Source organism: Nonomuraea sp. NPDC050394 (genome assembly GCF_044459065.1).
Lineage (GTDB): Bacteria > Actinomycetota > Actinomycetes > Streptosporangiales > Streptosporangiaceae > Nonomuraea.
This window is the reverse complement of sequence record NZ_JBITIO010000022.1, coordinates 20,670-43,602: the sequence shown is the minus strand read 5'-3', so window position 1 is coordinate 43,602 and position 22,933 is coordinate 20,670. Positions and strand designations below refer to the sequence as shown.

Genomic DNA, 22,933 nt, shown 5'->3' with positions numbered 1-22,933 from the left:
TATCTGCCCCTCCATCCGGTACGGCACCGCCGCCCCGTCCCCCAGCAGCACCCCGAGCACGTCGGAAGCGGCCGAGGGACCCCGCCCCCCGGAACCGGCGGGCGGATACGCCGAACGGGCGCCGGAAGCCGCCGTGGAGGCGTCTCCCGCGCCCGGAAGTTCGTCAGTCACTCGCGGCCCACATCCCGGTGGCTCACCTGGATCTCCATCCCGCGGTCACGCAGCCGGGCGGCGACCTGTTCGGCCATGGCCACGCTGCGGTGCTTGCCGCCCGTGCAGCCCACCGCCAGCGTCGCGTAGCTCTTGCCCTCACGCGCGTAGCCGGCGGCGACGACCCCCAGCACCTCCTCGTACGCGTCGAGGAACTCCTTGGCACCCGGCTGGCTGAGCACGTAGTCGCGCACCGGGGCGTCGAGCCCGTTCATGGGACGCAGGTCCGGCACCCAGTGCGGGTTGGGCAGGAAGCGGCAGTCGACCACGAGGTCGGCGTCGACGGGCAGGCCGTACTTGAAGCCGAAGGAGAGCACGTTGACCCGCAGGCCGGGCCGGTCCTCCCCGCCGAAGTAGGCGACGATCTTGTTGCGAAGCTCGTGCACGTTGTGCGCGGAGGTGTCGATGACCAGGTCGGCGTTGGCCCGCACCTCGCGCAGGATGCCGCGTTCGCGGGCGATGCCGTCGACCAGGCGGCCCTCACCCTGCAGCGGGTGGGGGCGGCGGACGTTCTCGAAGCGGCGGACGAGTTCTTCGTCGCTGGCCTCCAGGAACACCACCCGGACGCGGACGCCGCGGCCTTCGAGCTCCTCGATGGCGGCGTTGAGGTCGGTGGTGAAGGCCAGGCTGCGCACGTCGACGACGGCCGCCACCTTGTCGGCGGCGAGCTTGACCTTGCCGGCCTCCTCCGCCATGGCGAACAGCAACCCGGGCGGCAGGTTGTCGATCACGAACCAGCCCAGGTCTTCCAGTGCCTTGGCCGCCGTGCTGCGCCCCGCCCCCGACATGCCGGTGACGATCACGAACGCCGGCTCGGTGGTGCTCACTGTCCTTCCCCCTTCAGCCTCGACACGATCATCTCCGCGGTCGCCTCACCGATGCCGGGGACCTCGCGGATCTCGGCCACCGTGGCTTCCTTGAGCTTCTTGACCGAGCCGAACCTCTTGAGCAGCGCCTGCTTGCGCGCCGGGCCAAGGCCGGGCACCGCGTCGAGCGCGCTCTCCTTCACGGACTTGGACCTCTTGGCTCGATGGTAGGTGATGGCGAAGCGGTGTGCCTCGTCACGCACACGCTGCAGCAGGTAGAGGCCCTCGCTTGAGCGCGGCATGATGACCGGCTGGTCGTCGGTGGGCAGCCAGACCTCCTCCAGCCGTTTGGCCAGGCCGCACACGGCCACGTCGTCCACGCCGAGCTCGTCGAGTGCCCGTTGCGCGGCAGCGGCCTGGGGGCCGGCGCCGTCGACCACGACGAGGTTGGGCGGGTAGGCGAACTTGCGCGGCCTGCCGGTCTCCGGGTCGATCGGGCCGGAGGCGACGCCCCCGGCTTCCTCCTCGTCCTCGCCCGCCTCCGGCGTCAGCTCGCCGGTGTTGGAGCGCTCTTCGAGGTAACGGCGGAACCGCCGCTTGATCACCTCGTAGATCGAGGCGACGTCGCCTTCCTTGGTCTTCACCGCGAACCGGCGGTACTCGCTCTTCCTGGCCAGGCCGTCCTCGAAGACGACCATGGAGGCCACGACGTTCTCGCCCTGCAGGTGGGAGACGTCGTAGCACTCGATGCGCAGCGGCGCCTGGTCGAGGTCGAGCGCGTCGGCGATCTCCTGCAACGCCTTGCTGCGGGTGGTCAGGTCGCTCGACCTGCGGATCTTGTGCTGGGCCAGCGACTCCTTGGCGTTGCGCTCGACGGTCTCCATCAGCGACTTCTTGTCGCCGCGCTGCGGCACACGCAGCTCGACCCGGGCGCCGCGCTGCTCGCACAGCAGCTCACTGACCGCCTCCGGCTCCGGCGGCAGCTCGGGGACCAGCACCTCGCGGGGGATCTCCCCCTCGGAGTAGATCTGCAGCAGGAAGTGCTCGACGAGTTCGCCCGGCGTCGTCTCCTCGACCTTGTCGACCACCCACCCCCGCTGCCCGCGGATGCGTCCGCCACGCACGTAGAAGACCTGGACGGCCGCTTCGAGCGGATCCTCGGCCAGCGCGATCACGTCGGCGTCGGTGGCGTCGCCGAGCACCACGGCCTGCTTCTCCAGCGCCCGCTGCAGCGCCTGGATGTCGTCGCGCAGGCGCGCGGCCCGCTCGTACTCCTGCTCGGCGGCGGCCTGGCGCATGTCCTGTTCGAGGCGCTTGATCCAGCGCGTGGTGTTGCCCGCCATGAAGTCGCAGAAGTCCTCGGCCAGCTCGCGGTGCTGGTCGGGGGTGACCCGGCCGACACACGGCGCCGAGCACTTGTCGATGTAGCCGAGCAGGCAGGGGCGGCCGATCTGGCCCGCCCGCTTGAACACCCCGGCCGAGCAGGTGCGCACGGGAAAGACGCGCAGCAGCAGGTCGACGGTCTCGCGGATGGCCCAGGCGTGGGAGTAGGGGCCGAAGTAGCGGGTGCCCTTCCGCTTGGCGCCCCGCATCACCTGCACGCGCGGGAAGTCGTCGCCCATGGTGACCGCGAGGTAGGGGTAGGACTTGTCGTCGCGGTACTTGACGTTGAAGCGCGGGTCGAACTCCTTGATCCAGGAGTATTCGAGCTGCAGCGCCTCCACCTCGGTGCTGACGACCGTCCAGTCGACGTCGGCGGCGGTGGTGAGCATCGTCTGGGTACGCGGGTGCAGCCCGGCGAAGTCCGCGAAGTAGGAGTTGAGCCGCTGACGCAGGCTCTTGGCCTTGCCCACGTAGATCACGCGGCGGTGCGCGTCCCGGAACCGGTAGACCCCTGGGGAGTCGGGGATGGAGCCGGATCGGGGGCGGAAACTGAGTGGGCTGGGCACGGATAGAAGCCTAGCCCGCCCGACCGACAACCTCATGCGGCCCGGACGGAGCGGCCCGCCGTACACGATGCGCGACGGGCCGCTCCGGCGCTCTCAGGCGAGCTTGATCTGATCGCCCTCGACCGTGACGTCCTTGGCCGGCAACGGCTTGTCCGCCGGTCCCTTGACCACCGCCCCGTCCGCGATGGCGAACTTGCTGCCGTGGCACGGGCAGTTGATCGTCCCGTCGGAGACGGAACCGACGGTGCACCCGCTATGCGTACAGGACGCGCTGAAAGCCTTGAACTCACCGGCCTTCGGCTGCGTCACCACGATCTTCTCGGACGCGAAGATCTTCCCACCGCCGACCGGCACGTCGGCCGTGCTGCCCAGCCCGCCCGCGGGCGCCTGCGGCGCGGCGGAACCCGAGGTCGCCGGAGCGCTGGAAGCCTCCGCCGACGTCTCGGCGGAGCCACCGCCGCAGGCCGCCAGCGCGAGCGTCAGCCCGCCCGCACCGACGCCGGCGATCATCGTTCTACGGCTCTGAAGGTCATCTCCCATGCGGGACAGACAACCGCACCCGCGTGAGAATTGCATGAATCGGCCCGCGTCAGGCGAGCTTGATCTCGTCTCCGTCCACCGTGATCTTCTTCTTGGGCAACGGCTTCGGCGCCGGGCCGCCGGTCACCGAACCGTCGGAGATGTCGTACTTGCTGCCGTGGCAGGGGCAGTTGATCGTGCCGTCCGCGACGTCGGCGACCGTGCAGCCCGCGTGTGTGCACGTCGCGCTGAACGCCCTGAACTCCCCCGCGGTCGGCTGCGTCACCACGATCTTCTGGCTCTCGAAGACCTTGCCGCCGCCTTCGGGGATGTCGGCGGTGGTCGTCAGCGCCTTGCCTCCGGCGGCCGGCTTCTTGCTCTTCTTCGGCTCCGTGGCTCCGTAGCTCGGCGCCTCCGAACTGGGTGCGGCCGCGTCCTCCCCGGCTGGCTGTCCGTATCCCGCGCACGCGGTCAGCACCGCCGCGCCGGCGCCCAGCACCACGGCCCTGCGTGTCGTCTCCGCCATATCCGGTCCTCCCAGGTCGTTTGCTCACTTCAGGTACGGCCGGCGCACCGGCACCGGTTCAGCCTGAGGCGTGCGGATCCCGGGAACCACGCACAATTACCGGTTCAGACGATGATGATCCCGTCGCCCTGAACCTTGACCTGGTAGGCGGCCAGCGGCGCCGTGGCCGGCCCCTTGAGGCACTTGCCGTCGTTGGCGTCGAACTCGCTGCCGTGGCACGGGCAGGTCATGACGCCTTCCTTCGGCGAGGCGACCGCGCAGCCCTTGTGCGTGCACGCGGCGCTGAACGCCTTGTAGACGCCGGCCGTCGGCTGGGTCACGACGATCTTCCACTTGGAGATCACCTTGCCGCCACCCACGGGGACGTCGGCCGCCTTGGCGATCTCCTTGCCCTTGATGCCGGGCGCCGCGCCCTGGGGCTCGCCGCCGCATCCGGCCAGCGCCACGCCGCACGCGGCCACGCCCGCCGCGCCCAGCACCGTCCGGCGGCCGATTTCCGGCATGACGACATCACGCTCAGAACTTGTCATTTCCCGACCCTTCCGCGTCGCCCGTGACCCCCAACAGGCCAGGTCGTTACCCGTCGCACCAATCTATTGGCCGCCCAGGGCGGTCCCGTCAGCGGGTGGTAGGCGGACGGTCAGCGCTCCGCCCGACTCTGAACGCGCACACCGCGTCACGTCCAGCGTCCGCTCTCCGGGCACCGGACCTCAACCCCAGCAACCCCCTAAGGAGCCGTCGTGACCGACACCATGAGCCCGCCACAGCCACCGGCCCCGCAGCGCGCGCGCTGGTGGCGGCGGCCCTGGATCGCCCCCCTGGCGGTGGCGGCGGTGGCGTTCATCGCCTTCTCCCTGCCGCCGTACGCGACGTTCGACGAGGCCGGCTCCAGGGTTCCGGCGCCGGACTTCTTCCCGCCGCACTTCCCCTTGCTGGCCCTGCACGTCATCTTCGGGTCGATCGCCATGATCACGTGCTGTCTGCAGATCTGGCCGTGGTTCAGGGGCCGCTATCCGACGGCTCACCGCCACACGGGCCGCGTGTACGTGCTGGCCGGAGTGCTGCCCGCCGGGCTGCTGGGCCTGGTGGTGGGCGCCGCGACGCCGTTCGGGCACGTGGCGCGGGCGAGCAACGTCCTGCTGGCGCTGCTGTGGCTGGGGTGCACGCTGGCCGGCTGGCGCATGGCCAGGCAGCGGCGCTTCACCGGCCACCGGCGCTGGATGATCCGCAGCTTCGCCCTGACCATGTCCATCATCACGAACCGGATCTGGGGCGCCCTGGTCGTGATGTTCGTGCCCGGCGAGTCTCTGGGCAGCACGCCGGAGCAGGTCGGCCAGACGGTCGCCGGTCTGTCCACCTGGATGGGATGGGTGCTGCCGCTCTTGTTCGCCGAGTGGTGGCTGGAGCGCCCGGCCTCCGGCCGCCGCCGCGTCCGCCCCTGACCGTCCAACGCCGTCCCGCCCACCCTGACCGGCCAACGCCGCCGCCCTGACTGGCCAACGCCGCCCCGCGCCTGACCGGCCGGAAAGCCCCTGTGCGGCTCGCGCCGGCCGCACAGGGGAGGTCACTCGTCTCAGACGGACAGGATCTTGCGCAGGAAGCGCCCGGTGTGACTCTCCTCCACCGCCGCGACGTCTTCCGGCGTCCCCGCCGCCACCAGCGTGCCGCCCCTGGATCCGCCCTCCGGGCCCATGTCGATCACCCAGTCGGCCGTCTTGATGACGTCGAGGTTGTGCTCGATGACGATCACCGTGTTGCCGCCGTCGACCAGCCGCCCGAGGACGCCGAGCAGGCGCCGGATGTCCTCGAAGTGCAGACCGGTGGTCGGCTCGTCGAGGACGTAGATCGTCCGCCCGGTCTGGCGGCGCTGCAGTTCGGAGGCGAGCTTGACCCGCTGGGCCTCGCCGCCCGACAGCGTGGTGGCGGGCTGGCCGAGCCGCACGTAGCCGAGGCCGACGTCGTTGAGCGTCTGCAGGTGGCGCTTGATCGCCGGGATCGCGTCGAAGAACCCGAGGGCCTCCTCGATCGGCATGTCCAGCACCTCGGAGATGGTCTTGCCCTTGTAGTGGACTTCCAGGGTCTCGCGGTTGTAGCGGGCGCCGTGGCAGACCTCGCACGGGACGTAGACGTCCGGCAGGAAGTTCATCTCGATCTTGATGGTGCCGTCTCCCGCGCACGCCTCGCAGCGCCCGCCCTTGACGTTGAAGCTGAAGCGGCCCGGCTGGTAGCCGCGCACCTTGGCCTCGGTCGTGGCCGCGAACAGCTTGCGGACGTGGTCGAAGACCCCGGTGTAGGTGGCCGGGTTGGAGCGCGGGGTACGCCCGATCGGCGACTGGTCCACGTGGACGACCTTGTCGACCTGGTCCATGCCGTTGATCCGGGCATGGCGGCCCGGCACCGTGCGGGCGCCGTTGAGCTCCTTGGCCAGGGCGTTGTAGAGGATGTCGTTGACCAGCGTCGACTTGCCCGAGCCCGAGACGCCGGTGACCGCGGTGAACACGCCGAGCGGGAAGTCGATGTCGACGCCCTTGAGGTTGTGCTCGCGGGCGCCCTTCACCGTGATCTGGCGCTTCTTGTCGCGCTTGCGGCGCTTGGCGGGAACGGCGATGGACCTGCGGCCGGACAGGTAGGCGCCGGTCATCGACTCCTCGCTGGACAGCAGGTCCTGGACGGTGCCGGAGACGACCACCTGCCCGCCGTGCTCGCCCGCGCCGGGGCCGATGTCGACCACCCAGTCGGCGGCGGCGATCGTGTCCTCGTCGTGCTCGACGACGATGAGCGTGTTGCCCATGTCGCGCAGCCTGATGAGGGTGTCGAGCAGGCGCATGTTGTCGCGCTGGTGCAGGCCGATGGACGGCTCGTCCAGGACGTACAGCACGCCGACCAGGCCGGAGCCGATCTGCGTGGCCAGGCGGATGCGCTGCGCCTCGCCGCCGGCCAGGGTGGCGGCGGCGCGGTCCATGGACAGGTAGTCGAGGCCGACGTCGAGCAGGAAGCCCATCCGGGCGTTGATCTCCTTGACCACCCGCTCGGCGATGTGCATGTCGCGGTCGGACAGCTTCAGCCCCGCCAGGAACTTCGCGCACTCGCCGATGGACATGCTCGCCACGTCGGCGATCGACATGTCGGCGACCGTCACGGCCAGCGTGACCGGCTTGAGGCGCTTGCCGTCGCAGGCCGGGCACGGGATCTCCCGCATGTAGCCCTCGAAGCGCTCGCGCGTGGCGTCGCTCTCGGCCTCGGCGTGGCGGCGCTGCACCCACGAGATGACGCCCTCGTAGGTGGTGTAGTAGGAGCGCTGGCGGCCATAGCGGTTGCTGTAGCGGACGTGGACCTGCTCCTCGTGGCCGAACAGCAGCGACTTCTGCGCCTTCTTCGGCAGCTTCTCCCAGGCCGTGTCGAGGGTGAAGCCCATGGTGTGGCCGAGCGCCTCGGTCAGGCGGATGAAGTACTCGCTGGTGTGGCCGCCCGACCACGGGTGCAGGGCGCCGTCGCGCAGCGTCTTCTCCGGGTCGGGCACGACCAGGTCGGGGTCGACCTCCATCTTCGTGCCCAGGCCCGTGCACTCGGGGCAGGCGCCGAAGGGCGAGTTGAAGGAGAAGGAGCGCGGCTCCAGTTCCTCGAACGACAGGTCGTCGTAGGGACAGTAGAGGTGCTCGGAGTAGAAGCGCTCGCGGCCGGGGTCGCCCTCGGGCAGGTCGACGAACTCCAGCGTGATCGTGCCACCGGACAGCTGCAGCGCGGTCTCGACCGAGTCGGTGAGCCTGCGGCGCGCCGAGTCCTTGACCGACAGGCGGTCGACGATGACCTCGATGTCGTGCTTCTCGTACTTCTTCAGCGTCGGCGGCTCTTCCAGCCTGATCACGGTGCCGTCGACGCGGGCACGGGCGAAGCCCTTGGTCTGCAGCTCGCGGAAGAGCTCGGCGTACTCGCCCTTGCGGCCCCTGATGACCGGCGCGAGCACCTGGAAGCGGGTGCCCTCCTCCAGGTCCATCACGCGGTCGACGATCTGCTGCGGCATCTGCCGGGCGATCGGCCGCGCGCAGACCGGGCAGTGGGGCTTGCCGATGCGCGCCCACAGCAGGCGCAGGTAGTCGTAGACCTCGGTGATCGTGCCGACGGTCGAGCGGGGGTTCTTGCTGGTGGCCTTCTGGTCGATGGACACCGCGGGCGACAGGCCCTCGATGAAGTCGACGTCGGGCTTGTCCATCTGGCCGAGGAACTGGCGGGCGTAGGCCGACAGGGATTCGACGTAGCGCCGCTGTCCCTCAGCGAAGATCGTGTCGAAGGCCAGGCTGGACTTGCCCGATCCGGACAGGCCGGTGAAGACGATCAGCGAGTCTCGCGGCAGGTCCAGCGAGACGTCCTTGAGGTTGTGCTCACGTGCTCCACGCACGATCAGGCGGTCAGCCACGGCGATCCCGGAAGTCGATAAACGGATAGGTCCACGGGGATAGTAGATGGGGGCACCGACAATTTCGGTGGCCCGCTCCCCGGCCCCCGAAAATCCGTCCTCCTCAGACTACGGCCTCCCGCCGCGAGGGCAGGCGCTCTTTGGGAGTCAACCGCGCGACCTGCGCCTTTATGCCCGCGTACGGCCCGGACCGCTGGTGAGGACGCGGCGAAACCTGCTGGAATGGCCGCCATGACGGTCATCCCCGCGCTCCACTCCGAGATCACGGCGGCCACCAACCGTCTCCTGGCCACCGCGGCCGGCCTGTCGCCCGCCGACCTGTCCGCCCCGTCGAACCTGCCCGGCTGGACCCGCGGCCACGTCCTGGCCCACCTCGCCCGCAACGCCGACGGCCTGCTCAACCTGCTCGCCTGGGCCAGGACCGGGGTCGAGACGCCCCAGTACCCCTCGCTCGCCGCCCGGGTCGCCGGCATCGAGGACGGCGCCGGCCGTACCCCGGCCGAACATCTCGCCGATCTGGAAGACGGCGCCGTACGGCTCGCGCGCGCCATCCGCGAGCAGCCCGCGCAGGCGTGGAGCGGCATGGTACGCGCTCTGCGCCCGCCCTGGCACCCCGCCTGGTACGTGCTGGTCAGGCGGATCAGGGAGCTGGAGATCCACCACGCCGACCTGGGCGCCGGCTACGGCCCCGCCGACTGGCCCGCCGCGTTCGTCCGGCGCGAGCTGCACGACTGCCTGGCGAGCTGGCCATATGGGCAGAGCACGGTCGGTGAGATCACCCTGCTGGGCGAGCCCCCGGACACCTGGCGCGACCTCGGCGGGGACGCGGCGGCTCCCGGCGGAGGGCTACCCGCCGTGGCGGGCGGGCCGGTGGACGTGCTCGCCTGGCTCACGGGTCGCTCGCGTGGCGAGGGGATTAGGGTGGTGCGCGAGGGGCACGCCGTTCCTGAGCCGCCGCCCTGGCTGAGCCAGCCGGCCCCGCCCGGCCTTCCGGCGGCGCCCCCCGACGACTATCCGTGATCGGGCCCCGAGGAGATCTCATGACCTACACCGGCGACGTCACGGTCGGCGGCCCTGCCGATGTGCGGCAGCTGCCCGCGCTGAGCATCGCCAAGCTCGCCGTCGGCCCCTTCGACAACAACGCCTATCTGCTGCGCTGCTCCGTGACCGGCGACGGCCTGCTCATCGACGCGGCCGCCGAGGCCGACCGGCTTCTGGCGCTGGTCGACGAGCAGGCGATCAGCACGATCGTCACCACCCACCAGCACGGCGACCACTGGCAGGCGCTGGAGCAGGTGGCCAAGGTCACGGGCGCCCAGGTGGTCGCCCACCCGCTCGACGCGCCCGCGCTGCCCGTCGTGCCCGCCCGCCTGGTCGAGCACGGCGACCACGTCACGGTCGGCGAGGTCGCGCTGGAGGTCATCCACCTGCGCGGACACACGCCGGGTTCGATCGCCCTGCTCTACGACGGCGGCGAGACGATCAAGCACCTGTTCACCGGTGACTCGCTGTTCCCCGGCGGCGTCGGCAACACCTGGGACGACGCCGAGCGCTTCACCCAGCTCTACACCGACGTGGCCGAGCGGGTCTTCGACCGGCTGCCGGACGAGACCTGGGTCTACCCGGGCCACGGCAAGGACACCACGCTGGGCGCCGAGCGCCCGTCGCTGCCGGAGTGGAAGGCCAGGGGATGGTGAACCCGGCCGCGAGCTGAGTCAAGGGATCGGCCCGAGGATCCTGGCGATCCGGTCGGCGGCCTCGGCGGGGTTGGTGGTCGACTCCACCACCTCGCCCCAGGACCAGCGGTAGTACCAGCCTTCGGCGAGCGGAACGCAGTCGACCGTCTCGGTCAGCAGCCGGGCACCGGGGTCGCCGACCCGCAACGAGGGCGGGTCGGCGCGCAGTGTGGCATCGAAGCCACGAAACTCCAGCTCCCTCGCGAGCTTGCCGAGGAAGTACGTGCGAGTGTGTTCGCGCGCCATGCCTCCATCAAAGCCGATGACGCCCGGCTTGAGGAGACTCAGTTGTCGACGCGGTGGGCTTCCTTGCGCTGCTCGCGCTTGTAGAAGAGCATCCGCAGCGGGATCGCCGCCACGAGCGCGATCTGCATGGTCGCACCGATCTTGATCGGCAGGTCACCGCCCTGGGGGAAGGCCACCCAGAACGTCAGGAAGGCGACGTTGACCATGATCCAGCCGAGGACGACGGCGGCGAGCTGGCCCTTGGGCTTCGGGTACTCCACGCGGCTGACCATCAGCCAGGACACGCCGAGCACGGCCAGCAGCGACCAGACATTCGCCTCGAACAGCATGACGATCGAGATGACGGTCATACAGCCCATGGGAATGGGCAGGCCCATGAAGTCGCCGCTCTTGGTCTTCACGCAGGCGAAGCGAGCCAGCCGTACGACGCCGGCGATGAGCACGGAGGCGGCGGCGGTCAGCACCCACCAGATGGGGACGGTGCCGTTGAAGCCGCCCCAGATCACCACCATGAAGGCGGGCGCGAAGCCGAAGCTGATGACGTCGGCGAGGTTGTCGAGCTCGGCGCCCATCGCCGAGGCACGGAAGCGCCGCGCCACCAGGCCGTCGAACAGGTCACAGGTGGCGCCGATGAGCAGCAGCACCACGGCGGTGGCGAAGAAGCCGGGCTGGATCACCAGGCCCTTGTTCGCCTGCAGGGAGCTGACGGCCGAGGTGGCCAGCACGCACACGGCCAGGAAGCCGCAGAGCGCGTTGCCCAGCGACAGGGAGTCTGCGGCGGAAAGGCGGAACGCCTTGCCGACGGGCCCACGGGGGTCCTCGTCGTCGGCTTGCCAGCCGCCTGCGTCAGCCGTGGTCAATTCGGGTCACCCCCGCAACCGTTTTCTCACCCACGGCGACCGCGGGCGTGATGCCTTCGGGAAGGTAGATGTCCACACGCGAGCCGAACCGGATCAGGCCGATCCGCTCGGTCTGGGTGACCTTGGCCCCCGCGCTCAGGTACGGCACGATCCTGCGCGCCACCGCGCCCGCGATCTGCACCATCTCGATGTCGCCGAGCGCGGTCTCGAAATGCCACACCACGCGCTCGTTCTGGTCGCTGTCCTTGTTGAACGCCGGCAGGAACCCACCCGCCACATGCTGCACGGAGGTGACGGTTCCCGCAAGGGGTGCCCGGTTGACGTGCACGTTCAGCGGACTCATGAAGATCGCCACCCGGGTCCGGCCGTCCGGCCACGGGTCGATGCTCTGCACCACGCCGTCGGCGGGCGACAGGACGCGGCCCTGACCGGGCGTCCGGTCGGGGTCGCGGAAGAACCAGAGCATCCCGCCGGTGAGTGCGGTCAGCGGCACCGCGGCCAGCGCCCAGCGCTTGTCCTTGCGGGTGAGCAGCGTGGTCGCGGCGGCGGCCGCCACGGTCGGGAGGAGCCACGGGGACACCCCGCGCGCCAGGCGCACGCGGGCGGTCTTAGCTGAATCGTCTGACACGGACAACCTTTGGAGTGGTGAACGAACCGGCGCTTTGCCGTGATGTTACAGAACTTGCAACTATGACACGACGCAACTAGACACAGCAAAGCGCCTAGAACGCCTTTTAGCTAGCCCCGCTCTGGCTTGCGCTCTTCACGCTCTTGCGCGCGTCGCTGCGGGACTTGAGCAGGCTGGCGACGGTGGTGACGACCATCGTGACGCCGATGACCGCGAGCGAAAGCTGGATGGGCACGGTGGGCGCCCAGGAGACATTGCTGGCGTGCAGAGCCTCCAGAACCAGCTTAACCCCGATGAAGCCGAGGATGAACGCCAGGCCGTAACTGATGTAGACCAGCCGCTGGAGCAGTCCGCCGAGCAGGAAGTAGAGCTGGCGCAGGCCCATCAGGGCGAACGCGTTGGCGGTGAAGACGATGAACGGGTCCTTGGTGAGCCCGAAGATGGCGGGGATGGAGTCGAGCGCGAACAGCAGGTCGGTGGTGCCGATCGCGACCATGACGATGAGCATCGGGGTGACCAGGCGGCGACCGTGGATCTTGACCATGATCTTGGAGCCGACGTAGTCGGGCGTGGTCGGGAACGCCTTGCGCACCCACCGCAGCACCGCGTTCTCCTGGAAGTCCTCGTCGTCGCCCTTGAGGTGCTGGCGGACGATGTTGATCGCGGTGTAGACGAGGAAGGCGCCGAAGACGTAGAAGAGCCAGCTGAAGCGCTCGAGGGCGGCCGCGCCGAGCGCGATGAAGATGCCGCGCATGACCAGCGCCATCAGGATGCCGACCAGCAGCACCTTGTGCTGATACTGCTTCGGCACCGCGAACCGGCTCATGATGATGAAGAAGATGAACAGGTTGTCGACGCTCAGGCTGTACTCGGTGATGTATCCGGCGAAGAACTCACCGGCCTTGCCGCCCCCCTCGGTCACCCACAACAGCACACCGAAGGCGACGGCGAGCGCGATGTAGAAGGAGACCCAGTAGGTCGCCTGCCGCATGGAGAATTCGCGGGCCTCGCCTCTGTCGACGATCCACAGATCGATGGCGATGACCAGGAGGAGCCCGCCGATCACGGCGATCCAGGCCCACACGGGTACGGTCACGGTCTTCCTACCTCCGGCACGCATGACTGACAGCCGGAGGTCTCTCCCGCCGGCGCTATATCGGCCGACCGGCAGCCCCGGGGGCCCCGTGGAGCGGGGCTACACCGTGATGACGAGGCTGCCGCGAAGGGATACTCCCCTCCCCTAACCAACGCAGTATAGGAGAACGCGGGGTCGCGGCCTAATCTTCCCGGAGGTCTTCACGCGTTGTAGACGCGCAGGACAGCGTCCACCGCGTCGTCGTCGCGGGGCAGCGCCGCGCCCCTTTCCGCCGCCGCCCGAGCGTGCCGCTCCGCCGCGCCCGGCTCCTCCAGAATCGCCCGTACGGCCGCGCGCGCCGCCCCCACGTCCCCGTACGGCACCAGCGCCCCGGCACCCCCCAGCAGGTCAGGGATGCCGCCCACCGCGGTGGCCACCACCGGACGGCCCGCCATGAGCGCCTCGCTGAGGCTGAGCGGCTGTCCCTCCCAGCGGCTCGGCCAGAACACGACGTCGGCCGCGGCCAGCAGATCGGGCACGTCGTCGCGGTTGCCCAGCAGCCGCACGGGCAGCCTCTCCTTCTTTACACGTTCCTGGAGCTCCCGCCGCAGCGGCCCCTCTCCCGCGATCGCGAACATCGGCTCCCGCGCGCCCCAGGGACCGGCCGCCACGTCGAGCAGGAACTCCAGTCCCTTCTGCTGCGCCAGCCGCGCGACCGTCAGCACCACGGGCCGATCCCCGGCGCCGAGTTCCTCGCGCACCCGCGCGGCGGCGCGTGACGGCGGCCTGGGCACGGGGGCGGGCACCACGGCCGGGCGCACGTCGCGGGCGCCGAGTGCGGTCATCCGCTCGCCCAGGTCCGGTGAGACGACCAGCACGCGGCCGGCGCCGCGCGCCACGATCCGCTCCAGCACGCCGTGGACCGCGCCGACGAATCCCCCGGCGGTGAGCGCGTTGTGCAGCGTCACCACCAGGGCCGGGCGGGCGGCCCGCTTCGTCGCCGACGTACGGGGGGCCGGGCGGGCGGCCTGATTCGTCGCCGACGTCCGGGTGGCCGGGCGTCGGGACCGGCCGAGCCCGGCCAGGGCGGCGAGGGCGCCCGCGCGCAGCCCGTGGGCGTGCACGACGTCGGCCTCGCGGGTGATGCGGCGGATCGCGGCGACCGCCGCCAGGTCGCGGGCCGGGTGCGGCCGGTCGGAGACGGCGACCGGGGCGAACCGCGCCCCGGCCGCGCCGAACCCGAACGCCTCGCCGACGGCCGCGGGCCCGGCGACGACCACCTGGTGGCCGCGCCGTACCAGGCCTTCGGTCAGCATGAGCACATGCCGCCCGGTCCCGCCTGACGTGGTTCCGAGCACGAACACCACCCGCACGACCCTCTCCTCTCACCCATCCGCTGAAGCCCGTTCCGTTCCCCGTCAGCGCCGCCTGGCCATCCCGGCCAGGGCGCGGGCGTCGTCGCGGTCCAGGAGCGCCGCCACCGCCGCGCCCGCCACGATCGCGACCGCCCCGCCCAGAGCCGTGGCTCCTAGGAGAGGCCAGAGCCCGTCAGCGCCGACGAGGCCCGCCGCCCAGGCGCCCGCCAGGAACCCCGCGGTCCCTCCGGCCACCGCCGCGAACGCCGCCCTGACCAGCCCCGCGACCGCCGCCCTGCCACGGGCCCTGCGCACCGCCACCAGCAGCCAGAGTCCGCCCACGGTCATCCCGGCGCTCATCCCGAGCGCCATCCCGGCGATCTCCCACTCATCCGGCAGCACCAGCACGAACCCGGCCTGCGCCACCATCACCACCAGCCACCCGGCCACGGTCCCGGCGGCGGCCTCCCGGCCCCTTCCCGCCGCGTACAGCACCCGGCTCAGGTGCGCGATCAGCCCGTACCCGATCAGGCCCGGCGCGAACAGCGCGATCGTCCGCGCGAACTGCGCGTGCGGCACCGCCGACTCCGACCCCAGCAGGAACACCTCCGCGCCCGGCCCGGACACTGCCGCGAGCGCCCCCGCCGCCAGCCCCGACACCAGCACGACCGCCCGCGTCGTGCGCGCGGCCAGGCCCGCGAACCCCTCCTCGTCGCCGCTCTCCGCCCGCGCGGACAGCCCGGGAAAGGCACTGGTCGCGATGGGTACGGCCAGCACCGCGTAAGGCACGAGGTAGATGGCCCACGCGTAGTTGTAGACCGCGATCGCCCCCACGCCGATCCCGTTGGACAGGTACAGCACCACGACCATGGCCGCCTGCTGGGCCAGCAACCCGGCGATCCCCGCGAACGCCAGCCCGCGCACCTGCGCGGCCACGCCGGCGGGGAAGCGCAGCGTGGGACGCCACCGGAGCCCGAGCCGCGACGCGGGCCCGGCGACGGTGAGCACGAGCGCGAGCACGCCCAGGCTGGTGCCGACCGCCAGCACGGTCTCCCCCGCGTCGAGCGGGCTGGCCGGCGCGCTCGTGCCATCGCTGACCGGAACGAACACCAGGTAGGCGGCGATCACCACGATGCTGGACACCAGCGGCGCCACGGCGGGTCCGGCGAAGCGCTTGTGCGCCTGAAGGACGCCGTAGAGGACGACGGCCACGCCGTACAGGGGGATCTGGGGGGCGAAGACGACCAGCATGTCCGCGGTGACGGCCCGCACGGCCTCGACCTCGCACGACGCGAGCTCGGAGCCGTAGAAGAGTCCGGCGATGGGGCCCGCCAGCACCGCCACGGCCACGGCCAGGGGCACCAGCACGACCAGCACCCAGGTCAGCAGCGCCGAGGAGACGCGGCTCACGTACGCGTGGGCCTCGACGGGCGAGGCAGCCACGGCCTGGGCGCCGCGGGCGGCCTCCGGGGAGTCGGGTTCCTCCAGCGGCGGCTCACCCCACGGCCGGGCGCGGGCGGCGGCGCCGGCCAGGACCGGGACCACCATGCCGGCCAGCGCTCCCCCGACCACCACCTCGAAGACGATGTTGGGGATCTGGTTGGCGGTGAAGTAGGCGGTGGACAGGCAGCCGGTGCCGACGGTCTGGGCGAAGACGTACTGCTTGGCGAAGCCGGTGACGCGCGCGAGGATCGTGATCGCGCCGATCAGTACCGCGCCGCCCGCGACGCCCCGCGCCAGCCGTCCTGTCACGGGGCGGGGCGGCGGCCGAGCATGTCGATGCGGTGGAGCACCGGGTTGCCCGCGATGACCTTGGTGAAGGAGACCTTCTCCGAGGCGGCGGTCAGGACGGCGACGGTGCCGAGCACGGCCAGCCGCCCCGGGCGGCCGAGCGTGGTGACGGCGGCCAGGCCGAGCAGGGCGCCCAGGGCGTTGGCCCCGGCGTCGCCGAGCATGGCGCGCTCGCCGAGGTCGTCGGGCAGCAGCGCGGCGGCGGCGCCCAGCGGGACGGCGGCCAGCGCCGCGCCCGACGGGGAGCCGCGCAGCAGCGAGGCGGCCAGCAGTGGGCCGCCGGTCAGCAGCGCGACCTTGATGGCCCGGCCGGGCCGCAGGTCGAAGAGGTTGGCCAGGTTGGCGGCGCCGGCGATGGTGGCGCCGTTGGCGAGGGTGTCGAGGGGGCCGCGGGAGACGAGCGCGGCGGCGGCCAGGCCCGTGGCGCCGATGCCGAGGATCTTGACGGCGCCGCTGGTCACCTCGCCCTTGGCCAGGGCGCTGAGGTGGCCCTTGAAGCCCTTGGACGAGGTGCTGCCGTAGAGGTCGTCGTAGGCGCCCAGCGTGCCGCTGCCCGCTCCGGCCAGGAGGGCGGCCAGCCGTACGCGGGGGTCCAGGCCGGGGGTGAGCGCGGCGGCGGCGCTCGCGCCCGCCACGAACGCGGGGCCTTCGAGCAGGGTGATCGGCTCGCCGCGGTGGTTGCTCCGGGTCCAGGTCGCGGCGGCGCGCAGCCCGCCCGTCGCCACGACCTCGCCGGACGGTGTGGCCGTCTTCTCCGGAGCCTCGGCCACACGCGAGGTGAAGGCGGAGTAGGCGGCGCGGGCGGCGACGGCGCCGAGTGCGGCTCCGGCGAGCGCGCACAGCAGGGCACGGGCCATGGTTCAGCTCCCTGACGAGGTGGGGACGGGGGTGGGACTGGGCAGCGGCGGCTGGAAGTCGGTCACGCCGGTGCCGATGCCGTACTGGCCGGCCCGCCCGGCGATCTGCTCGCGCAGGGCGTAGACGCCGACGACGCGGCCGGCGGGCATGTCGAGGGTGTCGATGCTGGAGACCCGCTGGCTGATGTCGCCGGAGTCGCGCAGTTCGGTGATGACGCCGCCGGGGGCCACCGCCGTCGTGCTGCCGGCGATGAGCGCGCCCTTGCTCCCGGCGTCGAGGCCGGAGGCGAGGGAGACGAGCGCGCCCGCCTGAGTCTCGGCGCGTTCGCCCTCGAAGGGCTTGTCGGGCGCGAACATCACCGCGAGCGTGGCGCGCTTGTCGACGTCACCCTCGACGCTGATGAAGCCGCCCTTCTCGAACGCGGCCAGCACGGCGGCTGTCTCGGCGTTGGCGGTGCCCGCCTGGGTGGGGTCGGCGGTGGTCAGCGTCGCGGCCAGGAGCTGGGCGACCTTGTCGTAGACGCTCGCGCCGGCGGTGTAGGTGAGGTCGGCGGGCTTGAGCTGGGTGGCCAGGCCGTCGAGGACGCCTTCGCTGTCGAGGGCCAGGAACTTGTCGCTGATCGTCACCCGCTGGCCGACGGTCGCGCCGGCCTGGTCGAGCACCTGCTGCTGCGCCTCGCGCAGGGCGCCGGTGGAGCCGGGCGTGTCGACCAGCAGCACGCGCTGGCCGCTGAGCCCGCCCGCGACCAGGGCCAGCACCGGGGTCATGTCCTTGACGAAGGAGTCGTTGCCGGCCTGGCGCCGGGCCAGGTCGTCCTTCTCCGCCCGCAGCTCGCTGTTGTTCTTGATCAGCCCGTCCGTGGTCTCCTTGGCCATCTGGATGGCCGGATTCTGCAGCAGCGTGGTGCCCATGACGATGCCGACCGCCAGCGCGAGAAAGATGGCGACGATGGAGACGAGGTGATAGCGGAAATCGATCACGAGAAAAGTCCGACCAGCCAGAAGATGAAGGCGTTCCAAAGGTCTTGCTGGCCGTTGAGCCAGGTCTGGCCGATGGGCGAGCTGAACAGAGCGACCCCCATCGTGACGAGCGCGGTGCCCACCAGCAGCAGCAGTTGCTGCGTGGAGATGCGGCTGCGGTAGAGCCTGCTGACGCCCTTGGCGTCGATGAGCTTGCTGCCGATGCGCAGCCGGGTGAGGAAGGTGCTGGCCATGCCGGAGCGCCCCTTGTCGAGGAACTCCTCCAGCGTCCAGTGGGTGCCGACGGCGACGATGAGCTCGGCGCCCTTGTCGTCGGCCAGGAGCATGGCGATGTCCTCGCTGGTGCCGGTGGCGGGGAAGATGACGGCCTCGCGGCCGAGCTGGTGCACGCGCTCGAGGCCGGGCGCGCGGCCGTCGCGGTAGGCGTGCACGATGAGCTCGGCGCCGCAGGTGAGAGCCTTGGTGGAGACGGAGTCGAAGTCGCCGACGATCACGTCGGGCAGGTATCCGGCCTCCAGGAGCGCGTCCGCGCCGCCGTCGACGCCGATGAGGACGGGGCGATATTCGCGGATGTAGGGACGGAGCGTGGCGATGTCCTCTTTGTAGTGGTACCCGCGCACGACGATGAGAACGTGCCTGCCCTCGATGGGGGTGCGGATCTCCGGCACGCCGACTCCGTCGATGAGAAGCCTGCCCTCACCACGAACGTACTCCATCGTGTTGACGGCGAAAGCCTCAATCTGCACGGAAAGTCCGGCGCGTGCCTCGGCCATGGCGGCCTCGACGGTCTCCTCGGTCGCGACGTCGCCCTTGCCGACCATCTCCTCGCCGAGGTAGACGATCCCGTCGCAGACGCGGACCGGTTCGCCGTCGGCCACCCGCTCGAACAGCTCGGGCGTGGCGTTGTCGATGAACGGGATGCCGGCCTCGATCAGGATCTGCGGACCCAGGTTGGGGTAGCGCCCGCTGATCCCCGCCGCGACGTTGACGACGGCGGCGGCGCCGCACGCGACGAGCGCCTCCGCGCTGACCCGGTCCACGTCAACATGGTCGATAATCGCAATTTCCCCCGGCTGGAGGCGCTTGGTTAGCCTCTTCGTCCGCCGGTCGATTCTCGCCACTGCCGTGAGGCCGGGAAGGTCAACGACCTTCCTGCCGCGGAGGCCCGGCAACTTGTTCCCCGGTACCTTCATCAAGACCATCCTGCCAGAGCCGGAGAGCCCGGGGGCCACGCACTGCGCGGCGTGTCTGATATGTCACGCAGAGTCGGCAGCGGCGAGCCCGAGCAGTTCTTCCGCATGGGCCCTGCCCAGCTCGGAATCCTCCAGGCCTGCCAGCATGCGCGAAAGCTCGCGTACCCGGCCCTCGTGGTTGAGCGTGACGACGCCGCTGCGCACGACGCTGCCGTCGCTGGCCTTCTCCACGACGAGGTGCTGGTCGGCGAAGGCCGCCACCTGGGGCAGGTGGGTGACGACGATGACCTGTGCGGTGCGGGCGAGCCTGGCCAGGCGGCGGCCGATCTCGACCGCGGCCTTGCCGCCCACGCCCGCGTCGACCTCGTCGAAGACGAAGGTGGGCACGGGGTCGGCGCCGGCGAAGACGACCTCGATGGCGAGCATGACGCGGCTGAGCTCGCCGCCCGAGGCGCCCTTGTTCAGGGGCAGCGGCGGCGCGGCCGGGTGCGCGGCCATGCGCAGCTCGACCTCGTCGACGCCCTCGGGGCCGAACTCGGCGCTCTGGGCGAGTTGCACGACCACGCGGGCGTGCGGCATGGCCAGGGCGGTGAGCTCCTCGGTGACGGCCTCGCCGAAGCGCTCGGCGGCGGCCTTGCGCACCTTGGTCAGCTCGGCGGCCAGCTCGGTGAGCCGCTCGGTCAGCTCGTCGAGCTCGCGGGTGAGCTCGTCGATGCGCTCGTCGTCGCCTTCGAGCTCGGCCAGGCGCGCCGAGGACTGCTGGGCCCAGGCCAGCACGCCGGCGCTGTCCTCGGCGTACTTGCGGATCAGGCCCGTCAGCAGCGAGCGGCGTTCCTGCACGATCGCCAGCCTGGCCGGGTCGGCCTCGATCGACTCGGCGTAGGCGGCCAGGTCGGTGGCGACGTCGGAGATGAGGTAGCCCGCCTCGGCCAGCCGGTCGGCCACCTGGGCGAGCTGCGGGTCGAAGTCGCGCACGCCCTCGACCGCCGAGCGAGCCTCGCCCAGCAGGGAGATCACGTCGTGGGTGCCGTCGGCGGACTCCATCGGGTCGCCGAGCAGCGCCGTGTGGGCGCCGGTGGCGGCGGTGCGCAGCGCGTCGGCGTGGGAGAGCCGCTCCTCCTCCGCGCGCAGCTCGGCGTCCTCGCCGGGCTTGGGGTCGACCTTCTCGATCTCCTCCAGGCCGAAGCGCAGCAGGTGGGCCTCCTGGGCGCGCTCGCGCGCCCGCGTCGTCAGCTCCTCCAGCAGCGCGGCCACCTGCTTGTGCCGTTTGTACGCCTGCGAGTACGCCCGCAGCGGCTTGACCAGATCGTCGCCGGCATACCGGTCGAGCGCGGCGCGCTGCCTGGCCGGCTGCAGGAGGCGCTGCTGGTCCATCTGCCCGTGGACGGCCACCAGGTCGTCGGCCAGGTAGGTGAGCGTGCCGACGGGGACGGTGCGCCCGCCCAGCCAGGCGCGCGAGCGGCCCTCGGCGGAGACGGTGCGCGAGATGATCAGCTCGCCGTCCTCGACCTCGCCGCCGATGTCCTCGACCTGCTGGCCGACGCGGCCGCCGGCCTCGATGATTAGCGTGCCCTCGACGGTCGCCTTGTCGGAGCCCGGGCGGATGCGCGAGGGGTCGGCACGGCCGCCGAACAGCAGGCCGAGCCCGGTGACAACCATGGTCTTGCCCGCTCCGGTCTCGCCCGTGACCACGTTGAATCCCGGCGAGAGCTCGAGAACGGCCTCGTCGATGACACCCAGCCCCTGGATGCGGACCTCTTCGACCCTGGGTCGCACCGGCCACTCCTGTCGCTGCCTGCGTTTACGGTCGCACCCGGCTTCGGAGCCCACTGTCCGAACACACGTGCGCAAGCGATCCTACGCGCTCCTGAGCCAATTGACTCAGGGACGCACCCTTCCGCGCCACCCCTGCACGGGAAGTTCGAACTTGGCGACCAGCCTGTCGGTGAACGGCGCGCCGGTGCTCTCGATGCCGTGCAGGCGGGCCACGCGCACCGGGTGCTCGCCGCGGCGGACCTCGACGCGGGTGCCGGTCGGCAGGTCGAAGCGGCGGCGGCCGTCGCACCAGAGCACGCCGCCCGGCGTGCCGGGCAGGATCTCGACGGCGAGGGTCGCGCGCGGCGAGACGACCAGGGGCTTGGCGAACAGCGCGTGGGCGCTGATCGGCACCATGAGCAGCGCCTCCACCTCCGGCCAGACCACCGGGCCGCCGGCGGAGAAGGCGTAGGCGGTGGAGCCGGTGGGGGTGGCGCAGATGACGCCGTCGCAGCCCCAGCGCGACAGCGGGCGGCCGTCGACCTCGGCCACGACCTCCAGCATGCGCTCGCGCTTTTCGACGGTGGCCTCGTTGAGCGCCCACGTGTCGGCGATCACCTGGCCGTTGAGCCGGGCGAGCACGTCGATGGTCATGCGCTCCTCGACGTCGTAGTTCCCGGCGACGACGCTGTCGACGGCGGCGGCCAGGTCGTCGACCTCGGCCTCGGCCAGGAAACCCACGTGGCCGAGGTTGACGCCGAACAGCGGGGTGCCGGCCGAGCGGGCCAGTTCGGCCGAGCGCAGCAGCGAGCCGTCGCCGCCCAGGACGATCATCACCTCGGCGTCCTTGGCCGCGCCGGGGTCGCACGGCACCACCTCGGCGCCGACGCACCCGATCTCCACGGCCTCCTGCTCCAGCACGCGCACGGTGATCCCGGCGTCGACCAGGCGGTTGACGACTAGGCGGGCGCTGTCGACGGCGGCGCCGCGCCCGGTGTGCACGGTGACCAGAACGGTCCGGTTCATTGGGGCCCTTCTTCTACGGCGCGCTGGATCTCGGCGTCGAGGTCGAGGAGCCCGGCGACCGGCGGCTCGCCCTCCCCCTTGCCCAGCCAGAGCAGGTATTCGACATTTCCCGACGGTCCCGGCAGCGGGCTGGCCGTGACGCCGCGCACCGCCAAACCTATGTCCTGTGCCTTGGTGGCGGCGTCGCGGACCGCCTGCGCGCGCAACGCGGGCTCGCGCACCACGCCGCCGGCGCCGACGCGCTCCTTGCCCACCTCGAACTGCGGCTTGACCAGCATGACGAAGTCGGCGGACGGCGCGGCCACGGCGGCGAGCGCGGGCAGCACCAGCCGCAGCGAGATGAACGACAGGTCGCCGACGATCAGGGTGGGGGCCTCGCCGACCATCTCCGGCGTCAGGTCACGGACGTTGACGCGTTCCATGACGGTGACCCGCTCGTCGGTCCGCAGCGACCAGGCCAGCTGGCCGTAGCCGACGTCGACGGCCAGGACGTGGGCGGCGCCGTGGCGCAGCAGCACGTCGGTGAAGCCGCCGGTGGAGGCGCCGGCGTCGAGGCAGCGGCGGCCCTCGACGCTCAGCGCCTTGAAGGCCTCCAGCGCGCCGAGCAGTTTGTGCGCGCCGCGCGAGACGTAGTCGGGGCCGTCGGGCGACCGGGCCACGACGATGGCGGCGGCGGTGTCGACCTGGGTGGCCGCCTTGCCGGCGACCTGTCCGCCCACGGTGACCCGGCCGGCTTCGATGAGCTGGGCCGCCTGTTCGCGGGAGCGGGCCAGGCCGCGCCGTACGAGCTCGCTGTCGAGCCGGACGCGTCGGCTCACTGCTCGTCCATCGCGGCGAGGGTCTCCTCCAGCCCGGCGAACGCGTCGTCGTAGACGGCGGCGTGCTCGCCCACGGGCAGCCCGGACAGACGCTCCAGACCTGCGAGAACGGCGTCGACCCGCTCGTCGCCCGTCCCCTCCGGGATCTCAGTCATGACACGACCGTAACGCCTGGCACCGACACCCGG

At 71.4% G+C, this 22,933-nt stretch carries 22 protein-coding genes; 3 read left to right on the top strand and 19 right to left on the bottom strand.

The window, feature by feature from the left end:
- Positions 1–167 precede the first annotated feature (167 nt).
- The 5 genes from rapZ to ACIBKY_RS49175 form a co-directional block, all read right to left on the bottom strand.
- Positions 168–1,037, bottom strand: a complete 870-nt coding sequence (rapZ, locus tag ACIBKY_RS49195; protein ID WP_397108564.1) for an RNase adapter RapZ — start codon at positions 1,035–1,037, stop codon at positions 168–170.
- A complete protein-coding gene (gene uvrC, locus ACIBKY_RS49190) occupies positions 1,034–3,001 on the bottom strand; it encodes an excinuclease ABC subunit UvrC (RefSeq protein WP_397108562.1) in 1,968 nt (655 codons plus the stop codon). Before uvrC ends, rapZ begins: the two co-directional genes overlap by 4 nt.
- Positions 3,002–3,058: 57 nt before the next feature.
- On the bottom strand, positions 3,059–3,475 hold the full coding sequence (locus tag ACIBKY_RS49185) for a Rieske (2Fe-2S) protein (protein ID WP_397108560.1): 417 nt from the start codon (positions 3,473–3,475) through the stop codon (positions 3,059–3,061).
- 79 nt (positions 3,476–3,554) lie between these two features.
- Positions 3,555–4,010, bottom strand: a complete 456-nt coding sequence (locus ACIBKY_RS49180; RefSeq protein ID WP_397108558.1) for a Rieske (2Fe-2S) protein — start codon at positions 4,008–4,010, stop codon at positions 3,555–3,557.
- A gap of 104 nt (positions 4,011–4,114) precedes the next feature.
- Positions 4,115–4,540: a Rieske (2Fe-2S) protein gene (locus ACIBKY_RS49175; protein WP_397108556.1), complete on the bottom strand. Its 426-nt coding sequence runs from the start codon at positions 4,538–4,540 to the stop codon at positions 4,115–4,117.
- 210 nt (positions 4,541–4,750) lie between these two features.
- On the opposite strand from ACIBKY_RS49175, the gene ACIBKY_RS49170 reads away from it, so the two are divergent.
- On the top strand, positions 4,751–5,452 hold the full coding sequence (locus ACIBKY_RS49170; RefSeq protein ID WP_397108554.1) for a DUF2306 domain-containing protein: 702 nt from the start codon (positions 4,751–4,753) through the stop codon (positions 5,450–5,452).
- A gap of 131 nt (positions 5,453–5,583) precedes the next feature.
- Here the strand turns inward: ACIBKY_RS49170 and uvrA are convergent, their stop codons facing one another.
- Complete coding sequence (uvrA, locus tag ACIBKY_RS49165; protein ID WP_397108552.1) at positions 5,584–8,424, bottom strand: excinuclease ABC subunit UvrA; 2,841 nt, start codon at positions 8,422–8,424, stop codon at positions 5,584–5,586.
- Positions 8,425–8,655: 231 nt separating this feature from the next.
- Here uvrA and ACIBKY_RS49160 point away from each other — a divergent pair, with 231 nt between their 5' ends.
- Both ACIBKY_RS49160 and ACIBKY_RS49155 read left to right on the top strand, forming a co-directional pair.
- A complete protein-coding gene (locus tag ACIBKY_RS49160) occupies positions 8,656–9,444 on the top strand; it encodes a maleylpyruvate isomerase family mycothiol-dependent enzyme (RefSeq protein ID WP_397108550.1) in 789 nt (262 codons plus the stop codon).
- A 20-nt stretch (positions 9,445–9,464) separates the two neighbouring features.
- Positions 9,465–10,121, top strand: coding sequence for an MBL fold metallo-hydrolase (locus ACIBKY_RS49155; protein ID WP_397108548.1), 657 nt, complete (start codon positions 9,465–9,467; stop codon positions 10,119–10,121).
- An 18-nt stretch (positions 10,122–10,139) separates the two neighbouring features.
- Here ACIBKY_RS49155 and ACIBKY_RS49150 read toward each other — a convergent pair whose 3' ends face one another.
- The 13 genes from ACIBKY_RS49150 to ACIBKY_RS49090 all read right to left on the bottom strand — a co-directional run bounded on the left by ACIBKY_RS49150 (position 10,140) and on the right by ACIBKY_RS49090 (position 22,900).
- Entirely contained in the window at positions 10,140–10,406 is a 267-nt protein-coding gene (locus ACIBKY_RS49150; protein ID WP_397108546.1) for a hypothetical protein, read from the bottom strand.
- 38 nt (positions 10,407–10,444) lie between these two features.
- Complete coding sequence (pssA, locus tag ACIBKY_RS49145; RefSeq protein WP_184974071.1) at positions 10,445–11,266, bottom strand: CDP-diacylglycerol--serine O-phosphatidyltransferase; 822 nt, start codon at positions 11,264–11,266, stop codon at positions 10,445–10,447.
- Positions 11,253–11,894: a phosphatidylserine decarboxylase gene (locus ACIBKY_RS49140; protein ID WP_397108544.1), complete on the bottom strand. Its 642-nt coding sequence runs from the start codon at positions 11,892–11,894 to the stop codon at positions 11,253–11,255. Before ACIBKY_RS49140 ends, pssA begins: the two co-directional genes overlap by 14 nt.
- 106 nt (positions 11,895–12,000) lie before the next feature.
- Entirely contained in the window at positions 12,001–12,990 is a 990-nt protein-coding gene (locus ACIBKY_RS49135; RefSeq protein WP_397108542.1) for a TerC family protein, read from the bottom strand.
- A 200-nt stretch (positions 12,991–13,190) separates the two neighbouring features.
- Positions 13,191–14,342: a glycosyltransferase family 4 protein gene (locus ACIBKY_RS49130; RefSeq protein ID WP_397108540.1), complete on the bottom strand. Its 1,152-nt coding sequence runs from the start codon at positions 14,340–14,342 to the stop codon at positions 13,191–13,193.
- A gap of 45 nt (positions 14,343–14,387) precedes the next feature.
- Complete coding sequence (gene murJ / locus ACIBKY_RS49125; protein ID WP_397108538.1) at positions 14,388–16,076, bottom strand: murein biosynthesis integral membrane protein MurJ; 1,689 nt, start codon at positions 16,074–16,076, stop codon at positions 14,388–14,390.
- The gene (locus ACIBKY_RS49120) at positions 16,073–16,972 is read right to left on the bottom strand and encodes a hypothetical protein (RefSeq protein WP_397108536.1); all 900 of its coding nucleotides are present in this window, start codon (positions 16,970–16,972) and stop codon (positions 16,073–16,075) included. Before ACIBKY_RS49120 ends, murJ begins: the two co-directional genes overlap by 4 nt.
- Before the next feature lie 3 nt (positions 16,973–16,975).
- Positions 16,976–17,953: a copper transporter gene (locus tag ACIBKY_RS49115; protein WP_397108534.1), complete on the bottom strand. Its 978-nt coding sequence runs from the start codon at positions 17,951–17,953 to the stop codon at positions 16,976–16,978.
- A complete protein-coding gene (steA, locus tag ACIBKY_RS49110; RefSeq protein ID WP_397108532.1) occupies positions 17,950–19,146 on the bottom strand; it encodes a putative cytokinetic ring protein SteA in 1,197 nt (398 codons plus the stop codon). Before steA ends, ACIBKY_RS49115 begins: the two co-directional genes overlap by 4 nt.
- A 63-nt stretch (positions 19,147–19,209) precedes the next feature.
- Positions 19,210–20,922: a DNA repair protein RecN gene (gene recN / locus ACIBKY_RS49105; RefSeq protein ID WP_397108530.1), complete on the bottom strand. Its 1,713-nt coding sequence runs from the start codon at positions 20,920–20,922 to the stop codon at positions 19,210–19,212.
- A 105-nt stretch (positions 20,923–21,027) separates the two neighbouring features.
- Positions 21,028–21,927: an NAD kinase gene (locus ACIBKY_RS49100; RefSeq protein ID WP_379617581.1), complete on the bottom strand. Its 900-nt coding sequence runs from the start codon at positions 21,925–21,927 to the stop codon at positions 21,028–21,030.
- Positions 21,924–22,745 (bottom strand): TlyA family RNA methyltransferase, encoded by an 822-nt coding sequence (locus ACIBKY_RS49095; RefSeq protein ID WP_397108527.1) that lies wholly within the window; start codon positions 22,743–22,745, stop codon positions 21,924–21,926. Before ACIBKY_RS49095 ends, ACIBKY_RS49100 begins: the two co-directional genes overlap by 4 nt.
- Positions 22,742–22,900 carry a hypothetical protein gene (locus tag ACIBKY_RS49090; protein ID WP_379617577.1) on the bottom strand — a complete coding sequence of 53 codons (159 nt, stop codon included), beginning with the start codon at positions 22,898–22,900 and terminating at the stop codon, positions 22,742–22,744. Before ACIBKY_RS49090 ends, ACIBKY_RS49095 begins: the two co-directional genes overlap by 4 nt.
- Positions 22,901–22,933: the final 33 nt, after the last annotated feature.

Bases quoted from the DNA above. Each gene is read 5' to 3' on its own strand.
- ACIBKY_RS49180 (WP_397108558.1), bottom strand. From the start codon at position 4,010: ATGGCGGAGACGACACGCAGGGCCGTGGTGCTGGGCGCCGGCGCGGCG.
- ACIBKY_RS49150 (WP_397108546.1), bottom strand. From the start codon at position 10,406: ATGGCGCGCGAACACACTCGCACGTACTTCCTCGGCAAGCTCGCGAGG.
- uvrC (WP_397108562.1), bottom strand. From the start codon at position 3,001: ATGAGGTTGTCGGTCGGGCGGGCTAGGCTTCTATCCGTGCCCAGCCCA.
- ACIBKY_RS49090 (WP_379617577.1), bottom strand. From the start codon at position 22,900: ATGACTGAGATCCCGGAGGGGACGGGCGACGAGCGGGTCGACGCCGTT.
- ACIBKY_RS49155 (WP_397108548.1), top strand. From the start codon at position 9,465: ATGACCTACACCGGCGACGTCACGGTCGGCGGCCCTGCCGATGTGCGG.
- ACIBKY_RS49120 (WP_397108536.1), bottom strand. From the start codon at position 16,972: ATGGCCCGTGCCCTGCTGTGCGCGCTCGCCGGAGCCGCACTCGGCGCC.
- ACIBKY_RS49185 (WP_397108560.1), bottom strand. From the start codon at position 3,475: ATGATCGCCGGCGTCGGTGCGGGCGGGCTGACGCTCGCGCTGGCGGCC.
- ACIBKY_RS49160 (WP_397108550.1), top strand. From the start codon at position 8,656: ATGACGGTCATCCCCGCGCTCCACTCCGAGATCACGGCGGCCACCAAC.
- ACIBKY_RS49100 (WP_379617581.1), bottom strand. From the start codon at position 21,927: ATGAACCGGACCGTTCTGGTCACCGTGCACACCGGGCGCGGCGCCGCC.
- ACIBKY_RS49175 (WP_397108556.1), bottom strand. From the start codon at position 4,540: ATGACAAGTTCTGAGCGTGATGTCGTCATGCCGGAAATCGGCCGCCGG.
- steA (WP_397108532.1), bottom strand. From the start codon at position 19,146: ATGAAGGTACCGGGGAACAAGTTGCCGGGCCTCCGCGGCAGGAAGGTC.